General features: G+C 68.5%; 18 protein-coding genes, 1 tRNA gene and 1 pseudogene. 8 read left to right on the forward strand and 12 right to left on the reverse strand.

What is annotated here, in order from left to right:
• Nucleotides 1-292 precede the first annotated feature (292 nt).
• The 4 genes from AB0J67_RS29555 to AB0J67_RS29570 form a co-directional block, all read right to left on the reverse strand.
• Nucleotides 293-502, reverse strand: a complete 210-nt coding sequence (locus AB0J67_RS29555; protein WP_363486917.1) for a DUF1918 domain-containing protein — start codon at nt 500-502, stop codon at nt 293-295.
• 139 nt (nt 503-641) lie between these two features.
• The gene (locus AB0J67_RS29560) at nt 642-980 is read right to left on the reverse strand and encodes a hypothetical protein (RefSeq protein WP_363486919.1); all 339 of its coding nucleotides are present in this window, start codon (nt 978-980) and stop codon (nt 642-644) included.
• A gap of 296 nt (nt 981-1276) precedes the next feature.
• Entirely contained in the window at nt 1277-3067 is a 1791-nt protein-coding gene (locus AB0J67_RS29565; protein WP_363486921.1) for a S8 family serine peptidase, read from the reverse strand.
• Between the two features lie 94 nt (nt 3068-3161).
• Nucleotides 3162-3728 (reverse strand): hypothetical protein, encoded by a 567-nt coding sequence (locus AB0J67_RS29570; RefSeq protein WP_363486923.1) that lies wholly within the window; start codon nt 3726-3728, stop codon nt 3162-3164.
• 524 nt (nt 3729-4252) lie between these two features.
• Between AB0J67_RS29570 and AB0J67_RS29575 the strand changes: the two genes are divergently transcribed.
• Nucleotides 4253-4325, forward strand: a tRNA-Leu gene (locus tag AB0J67_RS29575).
• A gap of 184 nt (nt 4326-4509) precedes the next feature.
• On the opposite strand, the gene AB0J67_RS29580 is transcribed toward AB0J67_RS29575, so the two are convergent.
• From AB0J67_RS29580 to AB0J67_RS29600, 5 genes and pseudogenes are all read right to left on the reverse strand, one after another.
• A complete protein-coding gene (locus AB0J67_RS29580) occupies nt 4510-5217 on the reverse strand; it encodes a GntR family transcriptional regulator (protein ID WP_363486925.1) in 708 nt (235 codons plus the stop codon).
• 178 nt (nt 5218-5395) lie between these two features.
• On the reverse strand, nt 5396-5614 hold the full coding sequence (locus tag AB0J67_RS29585; RefSeq protein WP_363486951.1) for a GMC oxidoreductase: 219 nt from the start codon (nt 5612-5614) through the stop codon (nt 5396-5398).
• The gene (locus AB0J67_RS29590; protein ID WP_363486927.1) at nt 5611-6447 is read right to left on the reverse strand and encodes a site-specific integrase; all 837 of its coding nucleotides are present in this window, start codon (nt 6445-6447) and stop codon (nt 5611-5613) included. The genes AB0J67_RS29585 and AB0J67_RS29590 overlap by 4 nt, the downstream gene beginning before the upstream one ends.
• Before the next feature lie 762 nt (nt 6448-7209).
• Nucleotides 7210-7971, reverse strand: a pseudogene (locus tag AB0J67_RS29595) (DNA alkylation repair protein); the annotation flags it as partial.
• A complete protein-coding gene (locus AB0J67_RS29600; RefSeq protein WP_363486929.1) occupies nt 7968-8267 on the reverse strand; it encodes a hypothetical protein in 300 nt (99 codons plus the stop codon). The pseudogene AB0J67_RS29595 and the gene AB0J67_RS29600, both read right to left, overlap by 4 nt.
• A 67-nt stretch (nt 8268-8334) precedes the next feature.
• Here AB0J67_RS29600 and AB0J67_RS29605 point away from each other — a divergent pair, with 67 nt between their 5' ends.
• Entirely contained in the window at nt 8335-9072 is a 738-nt protein-coding gene (locus AB0J67_RS29605) for an HTH domain-containing protein (protein WP_363486931.1), read from the forward strand.
• A 110-nt stretch (nt 9073-9182) separates the two neighbouring features.
• Here the strand turns inward: AB0J67_RS29605 and AB0J67_RS29610 are convergent, their stop codons facing one another.
• The 3 genes from AB0J67_RS29610 to AB0J67_RS29620 all read right to left on the reverse strand — a co-directional run bounded on the left by AB0J67_RS29610 (nt 9183) and on the right by AB0J67_RS29620 (nt 16835).
• Nucleotides 9183-12269, reverse strand: a complete 3087-nt coding sequence (locus tag AB0J67_RS29610; RefSeq protein WP_363486933.1) for a Tn3 family transposase — start codon at nt 12267-12269, stop codon at nt 9183-9185.
• Nucleotides 12270-12507: 238 nt separating this feature from the next.
• Nucleotides 12508-13953, reverse strand: coding sequence for an APC family permease (locus AB0J67_RS29615; RefSeq protein WP_363486935.1), 1446 nt, complete (start codon nt 13951-13953; stop codon nt 12508-12510).
• A gap of 26 nt (nt 13954-13979) precedes the next feature.
• A complete protein-coding gene (locus tag AB0J67_RS29620; RefSeq protein WP_363486937.1) occupies nt 13980-16835 on the reverse strand; it encodes an AAA family ATPase in 2856 nt (951 codons plus the stop codon).
• A gap of 187 nt (nt 16836-17022) precedes the next feature.
• On the opposite strand from AB0J67_RS29620, the gene AB0J67_RS29625 reads away from it, so the two are divergent.
• The 6 genes from AB0J67_RS29625 to AB0J67_RS29650 all read left to right on the forward strand — a co-directional run bounded on the left by AB0J67_RS29625 (nt 17023) and on the right by AB0J67_RS29650 (nt 21084).
• Nucleotides 17023-17283: a hypothetical protein gene (locus AB0J67_RS29625; protein ID WP_363486939.1), complete on the forward strand. Its 261-nt coding sequence runs from the start codon at nt 17023-17025 to the stop codon at nt 17281-17283.
• Nucleotides 17280-18002 carry a GGDEF domain-containing protein gene (locus AB0J67_RS29630; RefSeq protein WP_363486941.1) on the forward strand — a complete coding sequence of 241 codons (723 nt, stop codon included), beginning with the start codon at nt 17280-17282 and terminating at the stop codon, nt 18000-18002. The genes AB0J67_RS29625 and AB0J67_RS29630 overlap by 4 nt, the downstream gene beginning before the upstream one ends.
• A 203-nt stretch (nt 18003-18205) precedes the next feature.
• Entirely contained in the window at nt 18206-18811 is a 606-nt protein-coding gene (locus tag AB0J67_RS29635; protein WP_363486943.1) for a sigma-70 family RNA polymerase sigma factor, read from the forward strand.
• Nucleotides 18812-18933: 122 nt separating this feature from the next.
• On the forward strand, nt 18934-19725 hold the full coding sequence (locus tag AB0J67_RS29640) for a GGDEF domain-containing protein (RefSeq protein WP_363486945.1): 792 nt from the start codon (nt 18934-18936) through the stop codon (nt 19723-19725).
• Between the two features lie 90 nt (nt 19726-19815).
• Nucleotides 19816-20115, forward strand: coding sequence for a DUF4193 domain-containing protein (locus tag AB0J67_RS29645; RefSeq protein ID WP_363486947.1), 300 nt, complete (start codon nt 19816-19818; stop codon nt 20113-20115).
• Between the two features lie 150 nt (nt 20116-20265).
• Nucleotides 20266-21084 (forward strand): EAL domain-containing protein, encoded by an 819-nt coding sequence (locus AB0J67_RS29650; RefSeq protein ID WP_363486949.1) that lies wholly within the window; start codon nt 20266-20268, stop codon nt 21082-21084.
• The last annotated feature ends 164 nt before the right edge of the window (nt 21085-21248 follow it).

The following is a 21248-nucleotide window of genomic DNA, read 5'->3' on the forward strand; positions in this document are numbered from 1 at the left end:
CGCAGCGCTCGGTCGAGGTGCTGCGTCGCCAGATCCAGAACTGCTGTCCGCCAGCCCGGATGCCACACGTCCGCCCACCCGGTGATCCAACAGACCGTTGACAAGGTGCCGGTCGGGCGGCACCGCGAAACGTGCGGAGCGCCTGGCGCAAACCCGCGATCCCATACCGTGCCCGCCACCTCTGTGTTCAGGCCGGCGGCAGGTGAGCAGCGGTGACGCCCGCACTTGTCCTGAGTGCTTCCCAACGGCCCGGACACATACCGGGACTTTTCACAAACGCGGGAGCGAGCCCTCAGCGCTGGCCGTGACGGTGTTCGATGACGGCGTCAGGGCCGGGGTAGACCAGTCCTTCGTGGCCGTCGTTGAACCTGACCCGGTACGGCGGCTGCCCGTCGGGGCCCCGGACCTCGATGATCTCGCCGTGACGATCCCGGGCACCCACGGTCTTGCCGTGGATGGTGATCGCATCGCCTGCGGTGGCCTGCATGTCCATCGCCTCCATCACTGCCCACTGGTCGTACCACGCAACACATCGCAGCGCACCGCTCGACCGTTATACATATGTTACGAAATAAGCCGGTATCGCGGTTCGTGCGCCGCGCCGCCGGACGGTCACGCTGCCGCACGGTCGTGCTGCCGAGTCAATCGGTGAGCAGCCAGCTGTGGTAGCCCCAGTGCCCGGCGGGCAGTTGGCAGATGTCGTAGTCGGGATGGGCGGCGCGGTAGGCGGTGCAGTGCGCCAGCTCGATACAGTGGTGGCCGCCGGAGTCCCACTGCAGCCACCAGGCGCCCTCGGCGCCGGTTTCGTGCTTGGCGATGCCGGCCGTGTGCGCGCCGGGATGGCCACGCTGCAGAGCGCACCGCTGCCGCTCGGTCTCGCCGTCGCCGGTGGTTTCGAAGAAGAACAGCAGCTCTGGGTAGGTCAGCCGGGTGCACTCGGTGCAGCGGGCGGCCGGGCGAGGCGCGCCGAACACTCCCACATGATCACCCTAGCGGGATCCTGGGCCGTGCGGGTGTGCGCCGCCGTGGCGGTGCCGTTCCGACCACGGGGGTAATCGGATGTGCACCGCCACGGCCTCCACCCTCCAGCAGAGCCGCGGGCACCCTGGCCGCGTGGGACCAACGGCTGTTGGAAACGGCCAGGCCGAGGCGGGTGTGCACCACGGGGTGCACAGTTCTACCCGGCCCCGTGCTGCCCCGCCAACACCGATTTTCGGGATGCGCACATGGCCGGGGCCGGTCATCTCCCAGTCTGACCGGCCCCGGAGTTCACGGGTCAGTCCGGCTGCGGGAGCAGGCCGGCGCGGGTGAGGTCCTGCTGCAGGTGGTGCAGCACCGCGGTCTCGAAGTCCGTTTCCAGGGGCGTGGCCACGCCCAGGGCACGGCGGGCGTCGGGGACACCGGCGCCGGTGCGGGCCGGGTCAGCGACCGGGCGGCAGGCCGCCGCCAGGAGCCGGTGCAGCCGGTCGACCCGGTCGGGGCCGCGCTGGGCGAACGCGTGCTGGAAGTCCTCGTGATGGGCCAGCGCCAGAGCAGCCAGGGCGGCGATGTGGGCCGCGGCGAGCGTGGTGCCGTCGCGGACGGTGTAGCCGCCGTCGACCGCGCAGGTCAGCACCGCCACGCCCGGCGCGGCGACGTCCACGCCCGGGCCGGTGGGGGTGAACGCCGCAGGGGTCAGCCCGTCGCGGCCGGGCAGTGTGGTGGCCAAGTGTGCAGGGTGGATGCTGCACGGCGGGAACACCCCGGCCCGGCCGAGGGCGCCGACCGCGACGACCTCCGGCAGCCCGGCCGGGACCGCGACCGGACCCGGGGTGTCCCCGGCCGGGGCGACCACGACCACGCCGGCGTTGCGCGCATCCAGGAGCTTGGCCGCCAGCAGCTGCGAGCCTGCGGGCAGGGCCGTGTTGAGCAGCGCGACATCGACGCCGTGGGTGATGCAGTAGTCGATCGCTTTGAGCAGGCTGGCCATGGTGCCGGGCAGCGCCTTGACCGCGTGGATCTCGGCGTCGCATGCCAGGCCGGTGATGCCGCGGTCGTCGTCGGCCGCGGCGATGACCCCGGCGCTCGCGGTGCCGGAACCGAGCGTGTCGACGTCCCAGCCCGCGACGTCGCTGCTCACGTTGACCCCGTGGCTGATCCGTCCGTCGAACTCGGGGTGGTCGGCGGCGATCCCGGAGTCCACGATGGCGATCTTCACGCCGCGGCCACGGTAGTTGGGCGGCAGCTGCCCGATCCGCAGCTCCTGCGCCGCCCAACCGGCCACCGCCCGGCCCGACAGCCCCTCGAAGTCCTGCTCCAGGGAACGCACGGGGACCAGGTTGTCGGCCGAGGCGGATAGCTGTGGGGCGGTGATCAGGCGGCTCCAGTACCCGGAGCGCGGCTGCACCACCAGCACCGACACCGCCTGCGCACATCCGGCCGGCAGTACCAGGACCGCCCGCCCGTCGGAGTCGGTGGTCCCGAAAGCCGGCCATGGGCTGTGCGCGAACACCGCCGCGCCCTCGACCGGCTGGTCGTCGCCGTCACGGACCACGACGCTGACCTCCTGCGCCCCCGCAGCCAGCAGGCCCGGGTCGGCCACCGTCAGCGGCCCCGGCCCGGCGGCGGCCGGGGCCAGCAGCGGCTGGTCCAGCTCCACCTGCCACGTCCCGGAGGCGGCCAGCTCGCCGATGCGCTGCGGCGAGGCCTGCACCACGACCACCGGTGGGCACACGCTGGCCGTCCGCACGTCCGCTGCTGGGGCCAGCGCGTCGGCCACCTGCAGGCCGGAGATCTGCTCGACCTGCCCACACAGCACGTCCACGTCCGCGCCTCCGCGGGAGTAGCCGGGCGCCAGCAGATACCGCACCGCCCACTCACCCACCACCGCGGGACCGCCCTCGTCCCCGCCAGGGCTGAGAGTGAACGGCTGGGTCACCCGCGGCGGCTGATCCGGCCCGGGACCGCCACGGTCGGTTACCGGACCGGGCTTGTCCTGTTGCTCCACCTGCTCCTGGCCGGCCGGCTGCGGCTCGGGTTCGGGCTGCTGCTTGTGCTTGCCGTTGTTCCTACCGGGCGTGCCGGCCATAACGCTCGCTCCTTCTTCCGTTTCATGTGCTGGCAACGGCAATGCCGCAGGCCGGGTGGCGTCCGGCCTGCGGCACCGCCGCCTCAACGGTCGGCTACCAGCCCATGCCCTGCTGCTGGCCGTAGCCCAGCGGCTGCTGCATACCGGCCTGCCCCATCCCGCCCTGCTGCCCGTAGCCTGCCTGGCCGAAGATCTGCTGGTGGGCACCGGCGGTGATCTGCGAGAACGCCTGCGCCACGATCGGCGCGCACCGCCGCGCCGACTCCGTGATCACGTTCGAGAACGCCTGCGGGCTCAGCTGCCCCTGCTGGCACAGGCTCTGCTGTGCAAGAGGGTCGATGCGCAGCTGCTCCAGGACCGTGGCGAGGGATGCCGAAACGACCCGGACGACCGTGTCGGACACGACCTGCGCTGCGATCGGGCTCAGCGACGACAAAGGCTGCTGGCCGCCGCCCCACATTCCCGGCTGCTGACCTGAGGCCTGCAGTTGCCCGCCGTACGGCTGCTGCTGCAACTGCTGGGCACCGTAGGGCTGCTGGGCTTGCAGGCCGCCGAGCTGACCGAACTGCTGGGGCTGACCCCACTGCGGCGGGAACGGCTGCTGACCCAGCTGGCCGAGCTGGCCCTGCAGCTGCGGCTGTGCCATAGCGCTGATCGACATGGAAACCCCCGTCTGTGACACGAGAACAGTCGGCCCGGACCACCCGGACCCGTCACCGCACAAATCGTCACCAATCCGTTTAGTCCGCCGCCGCGAAACCGCCAAAGCACGGACAGTGTTTCGCTGAGAGCAAAACGTAACCGTGATGGACCGCCTGGACACACGCACAGCCTGCACGCCAAGCCCGGGCACGACCGCGATGATGGAACCGGTGACCGCGCCGCCACAGGACGGCGGCGCAGCGACGCCTCGCCCTGCTTCAGGCAGGCACTAGGCAGGGCGAGGCTCCCCCGCCGGTCGGGGGCGCGGGAAGATTGATCAGCGGACCCGGCTGATCAAGTTGGCGAAATCCCCGGCCGTGTGTTCGTCGCCTGTCCTAGCGTGATCACCAGGTGCCTGAGCGGCGACCGGCCCACGAGCCACTACCGGTTGCCGCGCACCAGCCGGGGCGGCGGCGCGGACCCGCCCCGGCGCACATCTGGGACGGCGCCGCGCGAGAATTCATGCAGGGCGTCTACGCCGGTGGGGCCGTAGCCCAACGTGAGAGGCACGCGGTTTAGGTCCGCGCCAGTGCGGGTTCGACTCCCGCCGGCCCCACCGTCGACGACGCTGTTCACCACCAACAATGCGGCAACCGAGGATGGATCCCCTGCGAAGCTGTCCATCGGCTGCCCGGCGTCGATGAAAGGGGCGAGGTCGGCGGCAGGGATAGGACGTGACTCGGGGGCCGGTGCCAGTCGCCGTACGACCTCTTCTTCGTCTGCCGCATGTCGGGCTGTGTTCAGTCCTCTCCGAGCATCAGCGTTCGTGTTTGTGTGAGGTACGCCGACGCTGCCGCGTGCGCGGCGGCGGGATCGCCGGCGGTGATCGCGTCGACCAGTGGAGCCAGCCGTGCCCCGGCGACCTGCGGGTCGGTGAAGGGCGCCTGGAACAGTCCGCGGACCTGCAGGTAGGCGTTGAGCAGTGAGTTGACCAGGAGTCCGTAGACGCGGTTGCCGGAGGCGTCGGCGAGCACTCGGTGGATTTCGCATTCGGCGAGCTGGGCTGCGTCGGCGTCGGCAGCCGTGGTGATGGCGTTGAGCTGGGCGCGTAGCACGTCGGCCTGTTCGAGGGTGCGGTTGGCGGCGGCGTGGGCGGCGACGAGGGCGCCGATGTCGTGGCGTACGTCGAAGATCTCGGCCAGCCAGCGGCCGTCTGCACCCTCACCGGCCGCGTGGGCGAGCAGCATGGGTAGTAGGTCGGGTCCGGCGTGGCGGCGGTAGTCGAGCACGGTGGTGCCGATGCCGTGGCGGGTTTCGACGAGGCCGGCCTGGGCGAGGCGGACGAGGGCGTGTTTGAGCGAGGTGCGGGTGACGCCGTAGGCGGCGGCGAGGTCGCGCTCTGGGGGAAGGAGGCTGCCTGCCGGGTAGCGCTGGGCGAGCATGTCGTCGCGCAGCCGTCCGACGAGGGTGTCGACGAGCGTGTCTCTGGCGATCGGGGCGGCCGTCAAGGGGTACCTCGGCAAGGTGGCGTGACATCGGTGAGCGCAGGGTGTGACTGCCACTGTGTCATCGGCGTTGGTCGAGGGCAACGGCATCTCATGCAGACGATGTCTACGGTTGGTGCCCGACACCACCTGCCGTATTCCGGCAGCAGGTGGCTGTTGTCGCGCGCGACCGGCCGTGGGGTCAGCGTGGTATGGGGATGTCGTGGTGACTGGTTACGCCGAGGTCGGCGAGGCGCTGGAGGACGAAGGTGCTGGCGCGTTCGGCGAGTGCGGCGACGGTGAGGGACGGGTTGACGGTGAGTGCGGCCGGGATGGCCGAGGCGTCGGTGATGTACGGGAGCGACCGGAATACGCCGGAAACCCGCCGTAGATCTTGAGTGCGGCTGATTGTGCTGCTCAGCGATCGGTTGGGAGGCTGAGGATGGCCTTCTCCCGGTCGGCTTGGCTGGGCAGGCTGTAGCGCCTCGTTTGATCAAGGCGCTTGTGGCCCATGAGTTCGGCGACGATGACGATGTCGTGGCCTTCGCGGATGAGCCTGGTGCCGAAGGTGTGGCGCAGGGCGTGGCTGGTGAACTCGTCGCTGATGCGGGCCTCGTCGGCGATCGCGCTGAGGATGTGGTCGGCGCCGCGGGCGCCGAGCCGGCCGCCGCGCTGGTTGAGCAGCAGCGACGAGCTGTCGGCGGAGCCTCTCCACTGAGGCCGCTCGTCATTGATCCACAGCGCGAGGTCGGTGCGTAGCTGGGGGTGCATGGGGATCTCGCGGTAGCCGCCGCCTTTGCCCATCCGCACGACGATCAAGCCCTTGCGGGCGGACAGGCGAATGTCGTCGAGGTCGAGGGCGACGACTTCGCCCAGGCGTAGCCCGGCGTAGAACGGGATGAGGGCAAGGACCCGGTCGCGGGGGTTGAGCCAGCGTTCGACGGTGCGCAGCCAGCGGGTGACGTCGCGGGCGTCGAGGGCGCGGGGTGCGACTTGGGGCAGGTCGAGGCGGCGTACGTCGGGTGCGCCGAAGCCGCGGCGGGTGTAGAAGTCGGCGATCGCGGCGAGGATGACGTTGATGGTGGACGGTTTGCGACCGGCGACGGTTTGCAGCCAGGTGCGGTAGTCGCGGGCGGCGCCGTCGCGGGCGGCCGGGCTGGTGAGGGGGTCGCCGTCGGTGTCGGCGGTGTCGAGCCAGATCAGGTAGCCGCGTACGCGGGAGGCGTAGGCGCGGCGGGTGTCGTCGTCGAGCATCGTCGCGGTGGAAAGTGCCGCGACGTACGCGGCGTGAACGTCGGCGTACCGATCCGGCAGAGGCGCGGGTTGGCGTCCCCTGCGCCGGGGTGCGGCGGGCGGCTCCGATTTATCTGAAGTTGATTCCGGGTTCTGCGGACCCGCCTGGATCGCTTTATCTGAAGTCACGCCGGGATTCTACTTCAGATAAACGGGTTTATCTGAAGTAGACAGGGTCACGTCACCGAGAATTGACGGGAGTGCGAGACCGGAGACGCTCACCGGACACATTCGCCAGTTGGCGCACATGAGTCCCGGTCGCTGGCGGTCCCCCACCGGACTACCTCGGCAAGAACATCCTTGGCTCCAGTCTCAGCGCGAATCTTCCTCAACACCGGGGTTCTCCTGCGCTGCCGATGGGCTGAGCCAGAATGTACCGCGGGCCTGGGAGGTCCCGTTGACGAGGATTTCGATCTCGTGCATGCCGGGGTAAAGCTTGCGGGTCGTCATGCCAGAGCGGAGCAGGTGGCGTTTGGTGATGGTCGTGGTCACCCCGGCGGGCAGGGTGAGCCGACGCAGCTTGTAGACCTTGCGACCGGTCAGCCTTCCTGATGGCCCTTGGAAGTGGAGCGCGTAGTCCACGACGGCCTCGGTGTCCCGCCTGGCGTCGAGGTCGAGTGAGAACTCGAGTTCTGCATCGAGCTCGACCCGGCTCGGCATCGACAGCCTGGTGACCACATCGGGCTGGCCAGCGGGGATGCCCAGGATCGCGAGACTTCCGGAGTGCCCGGCTTTCACGAGCGACCTGGTGGCGTGACGGACGATGAAGTCCATCTCGCGCGGCGTCTGCCGGCCGGTGCGCCTCCATCGCTGGAGGGTTTCGACCACGATGTCTGGGTCGGTCTTCGCGATGTCGTTGAGGTGGTTGGCCACCGACCGCGTGACGAAACGGGTCTGGTCGGCAAAGAGCTGATCCAGGATCGGCAGCGCGGCCGTGACTGGAACCGACAGTCGTCGCGACCAGGGAAGTCGGGGGCGGGTGCCTTCACTGCAGAGCCGGCGGACGTGGTAATGCTGGTCCGTCGTCCACTCCATGAGCGTACCCAGCGTATGGTCCGGATGGGCGCCGATGAAGGTGCGGATCGCGTCCTCGGCCGAGAACCGTGTGGTGGTCTCCTTCAGCGCGGCGAGCGAGAAATCAAGATCGTCGGGAGTGCAGCCGCGCCGAGCAACGTACTCGGAGTAGGGGGCGTAGATGAAATCACCGAAGTCGCCGTCGGAAAGGGCTGGGTCGCAGGGAGCGGGCAGCGAACGCAGCAGCACGTCCACCGCCCGCCGGTAGCCCTCAGGCAGGCGCCTCTCAAGGCACAGCGCGATCCAGGCGATCCGCTGCTTCAACTCGAACTCACCGAGTCGGCCCATGACCTCGTCTACGAACGGCTGGCGTCGGAACGCCGGGCACACGCGCTCGATCCGGGTCGCGACGAAAGTGACCTTGTCCCGGTTGAACAGCTGATCCTTGAGAGGCACCCGCCCGGAAGTCATCGCTCGTAGGTCTTCAGCATCTCGTACACACTGTGCGTACCGTCTTCGTCCATGATGGCGAAGAACGCGGCGCAGACCTCACTGCTCTGCTCGGCTTCGATGACCCGGTCGATCGCGGCGGCGTCGGCGAAGAAGACGATGTCGGCGTAGCCGCCGTTGCCGTCCTTGACGAGGATGCGCTTGAGGATGCCCTCCTGCTTGCGGACGAACTGCTCCTCGAAGTCGTCCGAGGTCTTCACCAGGGCATCTTCGGAGATGCCCTCCTTGAGCCGGAATGGTGCCAGTGCGATGTGCATTTCGCTCCTTTCGTGCGATCACGCAGACACTATTGGCTAACACGACAGCTACTGTCATATTTGTGTCATGGCTGAAGATCCCGTCGTGCGCAGCCGGGTGCTGCGGCTCGACGCGCTCAAGGTGCTGCTGGCCGACCGTGACGCCACCACAGCCGGCGACCTTGCCGCCGAGCTCGGTGTAAGCGTGCGGACCGTTCAACGCGATCTTGCCGCACTACGCGAGCTCGGCATGCCGGTCGAAAGCGACCGGGGCCGCGGAGGCGGCGTCAGACTGGAGCGCGGCTGGTCACTCGGCAGAGTCCACCTAAACGAGTCCGAGGCCCTGGGCCTGCTCCTGAGCCTCACCATCGCCGAAAAGATCGGGTCCCCCCTGCTGCTGGGCGACCTGCGGTCGATCACCCGCAAGGTGAGTGCCGCGTTCGCGCCCGCCCAGGCACGCCGCATTCGCGCACTACGCGGCCGAGTCCTCGTGGGCCAGCCGGCCTCCGGCCGCGTCGTTACGAGTTACACGCCACCACAAGCACCTGTGACACAGGCGCTGCTCGACTCGTTCCTCTACCAGCGCGTCGCAGCGATCCGATACGAAGACCAGACCGGGACAGTCACCGAGCGCGAGATCGAGACCCAGTATTTGTACTACAACGTGCCCGTCTGGTACGCGCTCGCTTGGGACCGGCTACGCGATGATATCCGGTTCTTTCGTATTGACCGCATCAACCGCATCGAGCCCCTGGCAAACGGGTTCGGCCTTCGTCGCGCCGACATGTTCCTCGCTGCCGGTGAGCCCGAAGCGCGCCCTATGTAGCATGATCCAACTCGCAGTCGGCCAAGGTACGCCGGAAATCGGCAATAGGACGATCTTGGCTCGTGCCCTGCTGGGCGGGCGGAAACGGGGGACCTGCCTGCCCCCGTAGGTCACGGGCTCGCGCGGATGCCCTGCACCGGGGTGACGTCGAGGGTCACCAGGGTGCCCTCCGGCGGTGGGGTGAGGTCGAGTATCCAATCCCCGAACCTGCGGATCTTGCTGGTGATGTAGGGGGTGATAGTGGCCAGGTCTTCCCAGCTCACCGGGTATCCGGCGGCGAACAGCTCGTTCGCGGCGACCATGATGTCCAGGGCGGTGGAGTAGATCGCGCAGTTGGCCATCAGCTCGTTGAACTTGACGATCATCTCCTGGTGCACCGGGTCGTTGTGCGCGAGGACCTCCCTGCCGAACGACAGCCAGTTCGCGAACCCGTGGAACGCCTCGACCCGGTTGGTGACCGTGGTGATGCTGTCGCGCAGCTCCGGCTCGGACAGGTAGCGCAGCAGCACGATCGTGCGGACCGCGCGGCCGACCTCGCGCAAAGCGCGGTAGATGCGGTTCTTCTTCGACTCGTTGCCCAGGCGGCGCAGCAGGGTGACCGAGGAGATCCGCCCGGCGCGTACCGAAACCGCGACGCGCATCAGGTCGTCCCAGTGGGTTTCGATCAGCTGCCAGTCGACCGCCTCCGCGCTGAACAGGGAGTCGATGTGCTCGTACCGGGCGGCTCGGTCCGGCCGGTAGAAGATCAGGTCCTGCCAGTTGCGGATGCGCGGCAGTAGCTCGAACCCCAACAGGTGCGCCAGGCCGAAGACCGGCAACGACTGACCTTGCGTGTCCGCATGTATTTCGGAGGGTTGCAGGTCGCTCTTGTTGCGCAGCAGCCCATCGAGGATGTAGACGGCCTCCCACACCCCGCACGGGATGAAGTGCGAGAACAGCGCGATGTAGGTGTCGGAGATGTAGCGGTACGCCAGACCGCCGTACCCGCCGTAGCGGATGTGGGACTCCGCGAGGAGGTTGTCAGCCCACGTGTCGAGCTGCGTGCCGTCGGTGCCCGCCCGCGTCCCGTCCCCGTACAGGCGGCTGAGGTCCAGGTCGGCGTAGGCGTTGATGACGTCCACCGACCCTTTGTGGATCTTGTTGGCGTCGGCGTGTTTGGTCGCCTGGTGCAGCTTGTGCACGCTCACCTGATCGCGCATATGCCGGGCCACTTGCGCTGGGCCGAGGTTCGCCCCGTAGGTGAAGGTGAGCAGCACATACCGGCCCAGGGCGTCGCGGATCTTCGGATCGGACCCCGACGGCGGCCCGAAGTGGCGGTGCCAGCCGGTCAGGTACGCGGCACGGGTCAGGATCTCCAGGATGCCGCGCTCGGGCAGCCGGTCGTGGATCGCCTGCTCCAGGTCGAGAGCGGACTGGCGGCGCTCCTTGCCCTGGCGGGGCTTGAGCACCGGCCGCCCGCCGGCGATCCGCAGATCCGTGCTCGCTGGGAACCCGGCGTCAACCCCGGCCGCGGCCTGCTCCAACTGCGCCCGCAGCGCCGCCACCGCTCCGGCAGCGTCGGCCGGCAAGCCCGCCTCGCGGCAGTACGCGGCGACCAAGGGCCCGCACTCCTCCGGCGGCAGCAACTGCTGCATGAAGTTCGCGTACGCCTCCGACCCGGTCACCGCGATGTCCCCGGTACGCAGCTCACTGGCAAGGTAAGAGAACACGCACGCCTCGAAATGGCGGCGGATCACCCGGCCACGCCGACGCGGATCGACCACGATCTTGCGCCAGTTCTCGCTCGCGAACGACAGGTCCAGCTCGACCGGCCGACCGGCCTTCTCCCCGACGGTGATGTTCAAGTGCTCGTGCGTGCGCTTGCGCTGGGTACGCAGGAACCCCACCGCCTTGAGCACTCGGTCGTCGGCCGAGGCGGCCTCGAATTCCAGGACGTCGAGCATGTCGAACAGTCCCGCGCGGCTACCGCGGTAGAACTTCTCCACGAACGGCAGATAGTTGTTGCCCTGGTACGCCGACACCACCTCATGCGCCTCGGACAAGGCGTTCACCCCGCCCGAGAGCTCCAGCGTGGCCAGCACCAGCCGCCCCGCCTTGACGAACACGGCGTCTGGCCCATCGGGCTCCTGCACCAGTGGCGCGGGCTCGTCGGCACCGCTGTCGGCCTCGGTTGCCTCGCCCGAAGGTGTCAGGGCCTCGCGGACCACGGCCAGGACTTCGCCGAACGTGCCGAGTAGCCGCTCGGACTCCGTCCGGCTGGCCTCCCGCAGCCCCTCCAGATGCTCGCGCGCCTTCTTGTGGATCGCCGCGATCCGCTTGCACAACATGGTGGCGATCTCATCGCAGGTGCTGACCTTCGCCACGTGGAACAGGCACGCAACGAGCGTCTGACGCTTCGCGGTGCCATACTTGCGCAGGTCGGAGATGTCGGTGCGCTGCGCCTCCCCGGCGAAATGCGCGATCTTCGCAGGCGGAACGCCCTCCAGCCAGAACGCGGTCGGCCCGATCGCCTCCAGGCTCGCCAGGTGCCGCACCCGGTCCCGCAGCCCGGTCGCCGTGGCCGCCCCGGCAACCGCCTTCGCCTCATCGAACCGGCTGCGCCCGCGGACCGGGTCCACCTGCAGCGACGCGTCCAGTTCCAAGGCGTCGGTGCCGCTCATCCGGGCGGCGATCCCCGCGAACAGGGCCTTGTTCACCTCCGTGCGGATCTCGGCGGTCATCTCGTCGAGAGTCGAGTAGCCGGGCAGTTCCAGCCGAGCCCGGATCAGCTCCTCCAACGCGACGTTGATCAGATCGGGGGGCTGATCCTTGGTCATCACCGCCTCCCGGATCACCCGCTCCGCAAGGGCCCGCGCCGCCGACGGATCGTAGGTCACCCCCAGCCGGTCCCGGACCCAGTCGCGGTGCCGCTCGGCAGTCCGGTCCGAATCATGCACCGGCTCGATCTCGGGCTTGAGCTCCAGATGCCGCCGGATGTGATCGACGATGGGCAGCGGCACCTCGAACAGGTCCGGGAAGCAGCCCAGCCTCCCGTACGCCTTCAACCACACCACGAGCGCGAACAGATGCTGATCCGAGCGGGTCTTCGCCCGCGCCCACGCGATCTCAGGCAGCGTCGGCGTGAAGGTCTCCCGCAACTCTTTCGGAGAAACGACCCTCTTGAACTGCGGATACGCAGTTCGGTCGATCGCCGTCACGGGATACCGTCCACTCCGAGTTCAACCGGACCAACACCCCCGTGCCGAGCGCAACTCTATCGAACCAGGCAAATCCCGTGGGGGTCCTCCCGAACAGCGGGCAACCTCGGCCCAAGATCTACGGCGGGTTTCCGGCGTATTCCGGTCGCCCCCGAAGCAGCTTCAGATAATTCGGGGCGTCAAGATCTACTGCCGATTTCCGGCGTACTCCGGTCGCCCCGTAGTTTCTTCTTCAGGTTCAGGTCGTGAAGTCGGTGGGCACCTTGTGTTGCGGTTTGGCCAGCCACAGGTAGGCGGCGCCTGCGGCGACGGCCAGGGAGATGACCAGCGGCGCGGCCCAGATCTGGTACCAGGGTGCGCCGGTGGGCGCGAGCTCGGGCCGAGGCCAGGCGATATTGACGAGCTCGAAGGTCAGCCAGACGACCGCGAGTGCGTTTATCATGATCTTTGCTGGGCTTCTCCTCAGAAGGGGTCCGGATGCGTCCTTGCCGCGGATTCGTGTGGTGAGGGCGGACCAGGCGATAAGTAAGAAGACCACATATATCATCGCCGTGCCGAAGGTGATGATGCTGCCTATCGCGGCGCTGTTGAGGGCGAGCAGCAGGCCGGCGCAGCCGACCACCGTGACGACTATGAGGGCGGCGCCCGGGCTTTGGCGCGCGTTCACGCGCTTGAGGTAGGCCGAGCCGGGCAGGACGTCGTCTCGGGCGATGGAGAATATGGTGCGGGCGGTCAGCGCTTGGGCAGCCAGGCCGCAGGCGAAGAACGCGACCAGGACGACGACGTCGAAGGGTTTGCCCGCCCGTGGGCCGAGGGCTGTGGTGACGGCGGTGGCGACGGGATCGGTGTCGTCGCCGCTGGTGATGTCCGCGGGTGCCGGGTGGGCGAGCAGGATAGCGACCGCGCTGAGGATGACGACGGTTCCGGCGCTGAGCAGGGTCCACCACAATGCTCGTGGCACGTTGCGGCTGGCTGCTCGGGTTTCCTCGGATACGCCGACGCAGGCGTCAAAGCCGATGAACACCCATCCGGCCACGGCCAGGGCGGCAAGAAATTCTGTCCCCTGCGCTGCGTGACTTTCGTTCTTGACGGTTTCCAGCAGGGAAGGGCTCTGGTTGCGAAAGGCCACCAGCAGCGCGATGCCGACGCCGATGGTCGCGATGATTTCTGCGGCGACACCGAATTTGAGCACGCGGTGTGTGGTTGCGATACCGCGCAGGTTGATGGCCGAACATGCGCAGATGAACAGTGCCGCGGCGGCGACCAGGCGCCCGGGTGTCGGCTGCACGCCGAGCAGGTCCAGTGCCCACGGCGCGGCCAGGTACGCGATCGTCGTGTTCGCGACCAGGTATGCGCATACGGCGAACCAGCCGGTCAGCCACGCGTAGGAGGGCCCGGCCAGGCGTCTGGTCCACTGGTAGGCGCCGCCGGCGAGCGGAAACAGTGCCGCGAGTTCGGCGTAGACGGCCAGCAGCAGGCATTGGCCCAGCAGGCTGATCGGAAGCGTCCACACCCACCCGGGCCCGGCCAGTATGGTGCCCACCTGCAGCACCGCGTACAGGGCGACCACCGGGGATATTGTGGCGAGCCCGACGATGATGTTGTCGACTACGCCCAGCATCCGGCGCAGCTCCTGGGCGTAGCCGAGCTGACGCAGGCGCGCCTCGTCCTCGTCAGGGATCATGCAGTTTCGTCCTCATCCACGAGCATTTATGCGGGCTGGCCGGCGAGCGACGTGGCTAGTTGTGCCCGGCGGGTGATACCGAGCTTGCGGTAGGCGCTGCCGAGATGGACCTCGACGGTCTTGACCGTGACGAACAGCTGCTGGGCGATGTCGCGGTTGCTGTGGCCCTGGGCGGCCAGCTCCACGACACGCTGTTCGCTGGGGGTGAGCGCCGCAGGGCCGGTCAGCTCGGTGCGGCGAGGGCGAGCCCCGGTGACGATCAGTTCACGGCGGGCGTGTTCGACCACGGGTATGGCGCCGCACTGGGTGGCCAGGTCCAAACCCTGGGCGAGATACGGGCGGGCGGCGGTGGCGTGGCCGGCGCGGCGGGTGGCGGCGCCCAGATCGACGAGGGCCTTGGCGTACTCGAGCCGCGCGGGCGACGACGCCAGCGTCTCCACCGCCTCGTGCAGCAGGGCCAGCCCTTCGCGGCCGCCGATGACCAGCCCGGCGACACGCAGCGCCCGGCCCAGCGCGCGGGGTGCACCCCAGGCACGGGCCAGCTCCAGCTCCTCACTGGCATACCGCCGTGCCTCGTCATGGCGACCCAGCGCGTGCATGCACTCGGCCGCGCCGGAACGCCAAGCGCAAAACGCCGGGTTACGCCCACCGGTTAACCCGAAGCGCTCACCCGCCTCGATCATGCCCGCCAGGGCCAGCTCGTAGTCGTGGCGGGCCAGCAGCAAGCGCGCCCTGGCCTCGTGCAACAAGAACCAATGACCGCATCGGGTGGGACGGCTCAGATCGACGCCCTCCAGCGCTTCGCCGGCCTCGGTCAGACATCCCTGCTCTAGGAGCGCGTTGACGCGCACCGACCTCACATAGGGCACGTTGATGGGGTAGAACCCCTTTTCGATTATTCTGACGGCCTCGTGGGAATCAGCTGTCGCCTCTGCCAGCGCCCCCTGCCACAGCCACTGCATGCCGCGGTAGCTTAACGCAGCCTCCATATCGGGGATCGACCCATATTTGGTGGCTTCCCTCATGTGGCGATCGAGTAACGGCAGGCTGGCGCTGTGGTCTGTTGCCGCCAACGCGAAGATTCCGCAGCAGTACGCGCTGATCCTGGTCGGGGAAAAAATCGTCCGCATCCCTCGCATGTATAACTCTTCGCCGCTGAGTGCGCCAAGTGCCCGTCGGGTAACGTCGCTGGCGCCGGCAAGCGCAAATGCCTGGCGCAAAGCGATCAGGCAATCAATGGTGCGGCCGACCGGAGTCTGGTTCGGTGGTGCGGCCTTCAGCTCGTCTAGCCGGTGTTGCATGAGATCCAGCGCCATCGGATCGTCGAGAGCCATGTCCAGCAGCCCAGCTTCGAGTTCCTGCCGCAGGTCCGACGGTTGTGAGCTGAGAGCCTCCAGAGAGGTCTGATAGATGTCCAGTGCTTCATCATTTCGTTCCTCATAGAACAATGCAGCTCCCAAGATCGCGGCTACCTTGGCCCGACTGACACTGTTATCGGCTTGCGCGTAGGCCCTCTTGAGATAGCTGATCGATAGTTCGGTGCTGGTGAATTGCGCGACTTCTCCCAGGCTCACCAACGTTTCAAATTGGGCCTGAGCATCGAGCGGTTCCTCTAGCATCCGCTTGAGATAAGCTACAGCGCTGTCTGGGGAGGCCCGGGTCATGGCCAGCGTCGCCGCGTCGAACAGTGCGGTGCGGGCCCAGTCTTCACCTGCCGGTGGTACGCGTAGCAGGTGCGCGGCGATCTGTTCGGCGTCGGCCTTCTGACTGGCGCGGAGTTCAGCTGCCTGCCTATGCGCCCTGGCCTGGTGCACCGGATCGATGGTGTCGTAAACCGTTGAGCGCAGCAGCGGGCTCACAAACTGGATCTCGCCTGCTGACTTCGGCTCAGTCACCGCGATGATATCGAGCCGTTCCAGCTCGTTCATGCCCGCCAGCGCGACGTCAATGCTGATGTCGGCCAGCGTTGCCGCTTCGGTCAGGAGGCCCTGTTCGCCCAGGACCGTCAGGGCGTGGGCCAGGGCGAGGTGCTGGGGGTCCAGCGTGGCCAGCCGGGCGCCGACCCAGCCCGACACCGCGCGCGAGCCGATCTTGCACACCAGCGGCACGCTGTCCGCCACCGGCGCTACCTTGTCCTCGGCGAGGGTGTGTAGCAGCTCGCGCAGCAGCAGCGGATTACCGCTAGTGGCCTTCGCGCACGCGTCGACGAACCCTTGTTCGGCCGTCTCGCCCAGCCTGGCGCGTACCAGCTGCCCGACCGCGTCCGCGCCCAGCGGTCCGGGTCGCAGCACCACACACGCCGGGTCCGCGGCGAGCTGGGCCAGCTGCTGTGCGGGCGCTCCCGGCTCGTAAAGGCGCGTCGTGGCGACGACCAGCAGTCCCAGCTCCGAAAGCCGCGGCTGTAGAAATGACAGATAACGCAGCGAGGGTATATCCGCCCAGTGCAGGTCATCGGCCAGGAGCGCCAGCGGCTTGTCCTGGCACAGGTTGGCCGTCAGCCAGAATAGCCCGTGCAGCAGCGCGAACTCACCCGGCGGCGGACCCTCGGACACCTCGCCCGCGCCCAACACCGTGGCGGCCACACCCGCCGCCCCCGACAGCAACCTGGCCCGGGCCGGCGCGTCCACCCTCGCCAGCACCGGCTCGAACAGCTGTCGCACCACCCCGAACGCGAACTCCCGCTCAAGATCCACCGCCCGGGCGGTCAGCACCCGAAGATCCGCCTGGCGGCACGCGCCCCGGGCGAACCCCAACAGCGCCGACTTGCCCATCCCCGCCGGTGCCTCGACCAGCACAAACCCGCCCGCTCCCGACCGGCAACCGTCCACCGCGTCCTCGAGCACCTGCTGCTCACGGCCCCGACCCAGCAGCACCACACCCATTCACCAATTATGCACGATTCTGCTATTACGTCCCTTTGCCGACCGACCCCACGCATCCGATGACCTACTGGCGGACGCCCTTATTCCTACAGTCCCGCCTTAGGGGTTGCCCTGATGCGCCGCCTGGGGCCCGGACGGATGGTGGATGTGTACGAATCGGGCAATCCGGCAGCTTGAGGAGCGGGCCATGACCACGCAGACCACCACCGTCGCTGTCACCGGTATGGGTGTGACGGCTGGCGTGCCCGCAACGGTCGTGTCGACGCTGGCCGCCGACGACGTGTGTGACCGTTGCGGGTCGCGCGCCTATCTGCTGGTGCTGTTCGACGACGGCGGCCAATTGACGTTCTGCGGCCACCACGGTCGCGCCTATCGCGACGCGCTGGTCGAGTCGGCGCTGGTCGTGCATGACGAGACCGACCGGCTGCGGCAGGAGGCCCGGCGATGAACACCGCGCTGCGCAGTCTGCTGACCACCGGCTTGGCCCTGGCCTGCTCGGCAGGATGGGCCGGCAGCCTGATGCGCCGGCACCGCCTACGGGAGCGGTGGGACGTCGAGATGGCCGACGCGCGCCGCGCCGCGACGACCGACCCGCTGACCGGTCTACCCAACCGGACCGCACTCACCACCGAGCTGGACATGCTCACCTGCGACAGCGGGTGGTCGCTGGCCCTGGTCGACGTCGACCACTTCAAGTCGGTCAACGACACCCTCGGCCACGGCGTCGGCGACCAGGTGCTGACCACCACCGCCCGGCGGCTGTGTGACAGCCTCCCCGGCGCGGTGGTGGCGCGGCTGGGCGGCGACGAGTTCGCGATCATCCTGCCGGTCGAGCCCGAACAGGCGGTGGCGCGGCTGGAGCAGGCCGCGGCCGCGGTAGGCCGGCCCCAGCCGGCACCCGGCCTGGCGCTACGGGTCGGGCTGAGCGTGGGCGTGGCCGCCTACTACACCCCCGGCCTTCCTATCGCCGACCTGATACGCCGCGCCGACACCGCCCTATACCAGGCGAAAGAGACCCGCGGCCGGATCGTGGCGTGGACGCCGCAGGCCACACCGCCGGCGTCGTGGGCGCACGAACGCCGGCAGGCGCGCGGCGGCGGGCCGCAGCGCTACAACACCAGCACCGACAGCATCGACTGTCCCCGTCCCCAAGTCGGCGTTTGCTAGTCCGACAACGCAGTCGACCCGGTAGACGCCCGCCCCGGCGCGCCCTCTCGCGCCGGGGCTTCCAACACCTACAAGGCGGGTCCGATTCGCGCGCTCGTTCTGCGCTGGAGAAACCCGATGGGCATCTCACAGACGAAATCACGGCGGAAGGGGAAAGCGGCTGAAGCCAGTCGCGCGGCCGCCTAGGCAATAACTGGAGAATCATGACAGCAACTCCTGATAGGACCATCGGACAGCGCTTCGCTGATTGTGATGAGGGGGCCCTGGCCGAGATTCATGCCTCGCACAGCGGTCGCATGGCCGCGGTGGCGTACCGCATTCTCGGTGACCGCGATCTGGCCGCGGACGCCGTGCAGCTGGCGTTCATAAAGGCGTGGCATGCCGCCGCCACCTTCGACCCGGCGCGGGAAATCGAACCTTGGCTGTTCGCCATCACGCGGCGGGCCGCGATCGACACCTATCGCCACCATCGCTCGCGAAGCGAGTGCTCCACGGTCGACTTCAGCCACATCGATCAGGCCCACCCGACGGTCGCAGGAGCGGATGAGGTCACAATCCAGAGGTGGTTGTTGAGTCAGGTCCGGGCAGCCATTGCAACGCTCTCCCCGCCCGACCGTGCAGTCGTCACGCTGGCATATCTTCACGAGCTCAGCCACCAGGAGATAGCCGGTCAGCTAAATATTCCGATCGGCACCGTGAAATCCAGGATCTTTCGGGCTCAGAAGAGGTTGGCCGCGAAGCTCACTCGGGAGTTACACCCTTATTCCTGCGAGTGTGGCGGTCCCCATTCGTTCGAGTTCGCGTCGTGAGGCGACGCCCACGGCCCCGGCGTTGTTTCGTTCTGTCCAGTTCGGTGATGGTTTGTTAGCCCTGATTCTTCGCCGGGTTGATCTCGGTTGCCGGCCCGCTCGGCGTGTATTGGCGTTTGTGGATGGGGTTGGTGTTCGGGCAGGTCGTGGGGCCGGCTGTCGCGCCGGTGGCGTGGTCTCCTTCGAGCTGGACGACGCCCGCCAGGCAGCGCGCACCGACCCGCTCACCGGGCTGCCCAACCGCGCAGCGCTGGCCGCACGCCTGGCCGAGGTGTCCGGCACCGCTGGCTGGTCCCATGATCGACCTGGACCACTTCAAGACTGTCAACGACGCCCTCGGCCACGACACCGGCGACCGCGTCCTGGCCACCACCGCCCACCGCCTCGCGGACGCCCTGCCCGGCGCGATGCTTGCCCGCCTTGGCGGCGACGAGTTCGCGGCGATCCTGCCCGTCGGCCCCAGCCAGGCCCTGCACCTTCTGCAGCACGCCGTCGCCGCGGTCGCCCGCCCGCAGCAGGCCCGCGGGCTCGACCTGACCGTCGGCGCCAGCGCCGGCGTCACCGCCGCCGAGCCCGGCCTACCCGCGGCCGAGGTGATGCGCCGCGCCGACACCGCCCTCTACCAAGCCAAGAAGACCCGCGGCCGGGCAGCGGCCTGGACTCCCGGCATCGCAGCGCCGATCCCGCAGCCCACGAACGCCGCCAGACCCGTCCCGCCCCGCCCCAGGCGCCCGTACCCGTCAACGCCTGACACCCCCGGGCACCCGTCCCGGGACACCACGGTCCGGTCCCTCTTCCTGAACCGGCCGGTCCCGGGAACCACGGGGCCGGTACGGCGTCACGCCGGCGCCGTGCCGGCCCGGCTACGCGGGGATCTTCAGGCCGAGCCCGCAGTCGGCGGGGCGGCATGCTGACGCGGGAAACCTGACAAGACTCTCACACAGCGTTACGCTCTGCTGTCTGCCCGTATCGATACGGCGCTGATCCAGAAAGAGGGGCTGCTGATGAGTAGAAGTAGTGCTGTCGACTATGACGCGCCGCGCCGCCCGGCGGTCGCTCCGGAGGACGACAGCCTGGAGGAACTCCAGGCCCGCCGGAGCGTGAAGGCGCCGACTGTTGATGACGGTGAGGACTCTGAAGGTTTCGAGCTGCCGGACCTGGGTCCGGTGGAGGAGGAGCTGACCGTCGCTGTGATACCGATGCAGGCCGACGAGTTCCGCTGCGGCCGCTGCTTCCTGGTGCACCACCGCAGCCAGCTCGCCGGGCATGGCCCTCGCGGGGATATTTGCCGCGAATGCTCCTGATGATCCCGATAACACGCTAAGCGGATGGCGCCGGGGCGCGCCTACATGGCTGGTCTGCTTGACCTGCGCCTCAGCTCGGCGGTGGGTGGCTCTACGCTGAATCTTGACTCCACTGCCGGGGTGTGTGTCTGCCTAGGGAAGGGGCCGGCGATGCTGGCCGAAGACCCGCCGGACGCGTCCACGAACGCAGAGTTTGATGCGTTGATCGCCGATCGGGCAGTTCATCCGGTCTTCCAGCCGATCGTGGCGCTGCACGATGGCCGGGTGGTCGGGTACGAGGCGTTGGCCCGGGGCCCGGCTGGCAGCGTGTTCCGCAGCCCGCAGGCGCTGTTCGCGCATGCGGCCCGGGCGGGGCGGCTGGCCGAACTGGACTGGATCTGCCGAGCCGCTGCCTGCCGTGACGCGCTCATCGCGGGGCTGGCGTGGCAGCTGCCGCTATTCGTCAACGTGGAGCCGGCCACACTGCGCGTACCACCCCCACCCGCTGTCATGGACATCCTGCGCGCCGCCGCGAACCGGCTGCAGATCGTCATCGAGATCACCGAACGGTCCATCAGCGGCGACCCCGCTATCCTGCTGGCCGCGGTCGCGTGGCTGCGCGGTCACGGCATGCGCGTCGCCCTAGACGATGTCGGCGCCGATCCGGCCAGCCTGGCCATGATGCCGCTGATCAACCCGGATGTGATCAAACTCGATAGCAGCGTCGTCCACACTCCCGACCGCTGGCCGGTGGCCGACGTGATCAACGCGGTATGGGCGCAGGTCGCCCGCACCGGCGCGGTCATCCTCGCCGAGGGCATCGAAACGCCACACCACCTCACCACCGCACAGGCGATGGGAGCCAGTCTCGGCCAGGGCTGGCTGTTCGGCCACCCCGGGCCCCTGCCAGGACAGCTCACCCCGCCCGGCAGCACGCCGCCCCGGACCACCGACCCCGCCACAGCGGCCAGCGCGGCACGGCCACGGTGACCAGGACGGCCTTCTGCCCAAGGTCATAGGTAGGGCCGCGACTGTGTAAGTTGCCCACGTGGCGAAGACAGTGAGGTCATTTCATCCTGATTGGCGTCGATGTCGAGTGGTGTAGGGCCAGGATCGCTCGCGCGATGGTGCCGGTCTTGCTGACGGTGCAGCGG

Source organism: Catellatospora sp. NPDC049609 (assembly GCF_040675365.1).
GTDB lineage: Bacteria > Actinomycetota > Actinomycetes > Mycobacteriales > Micromonosporaceae > Catellatospora.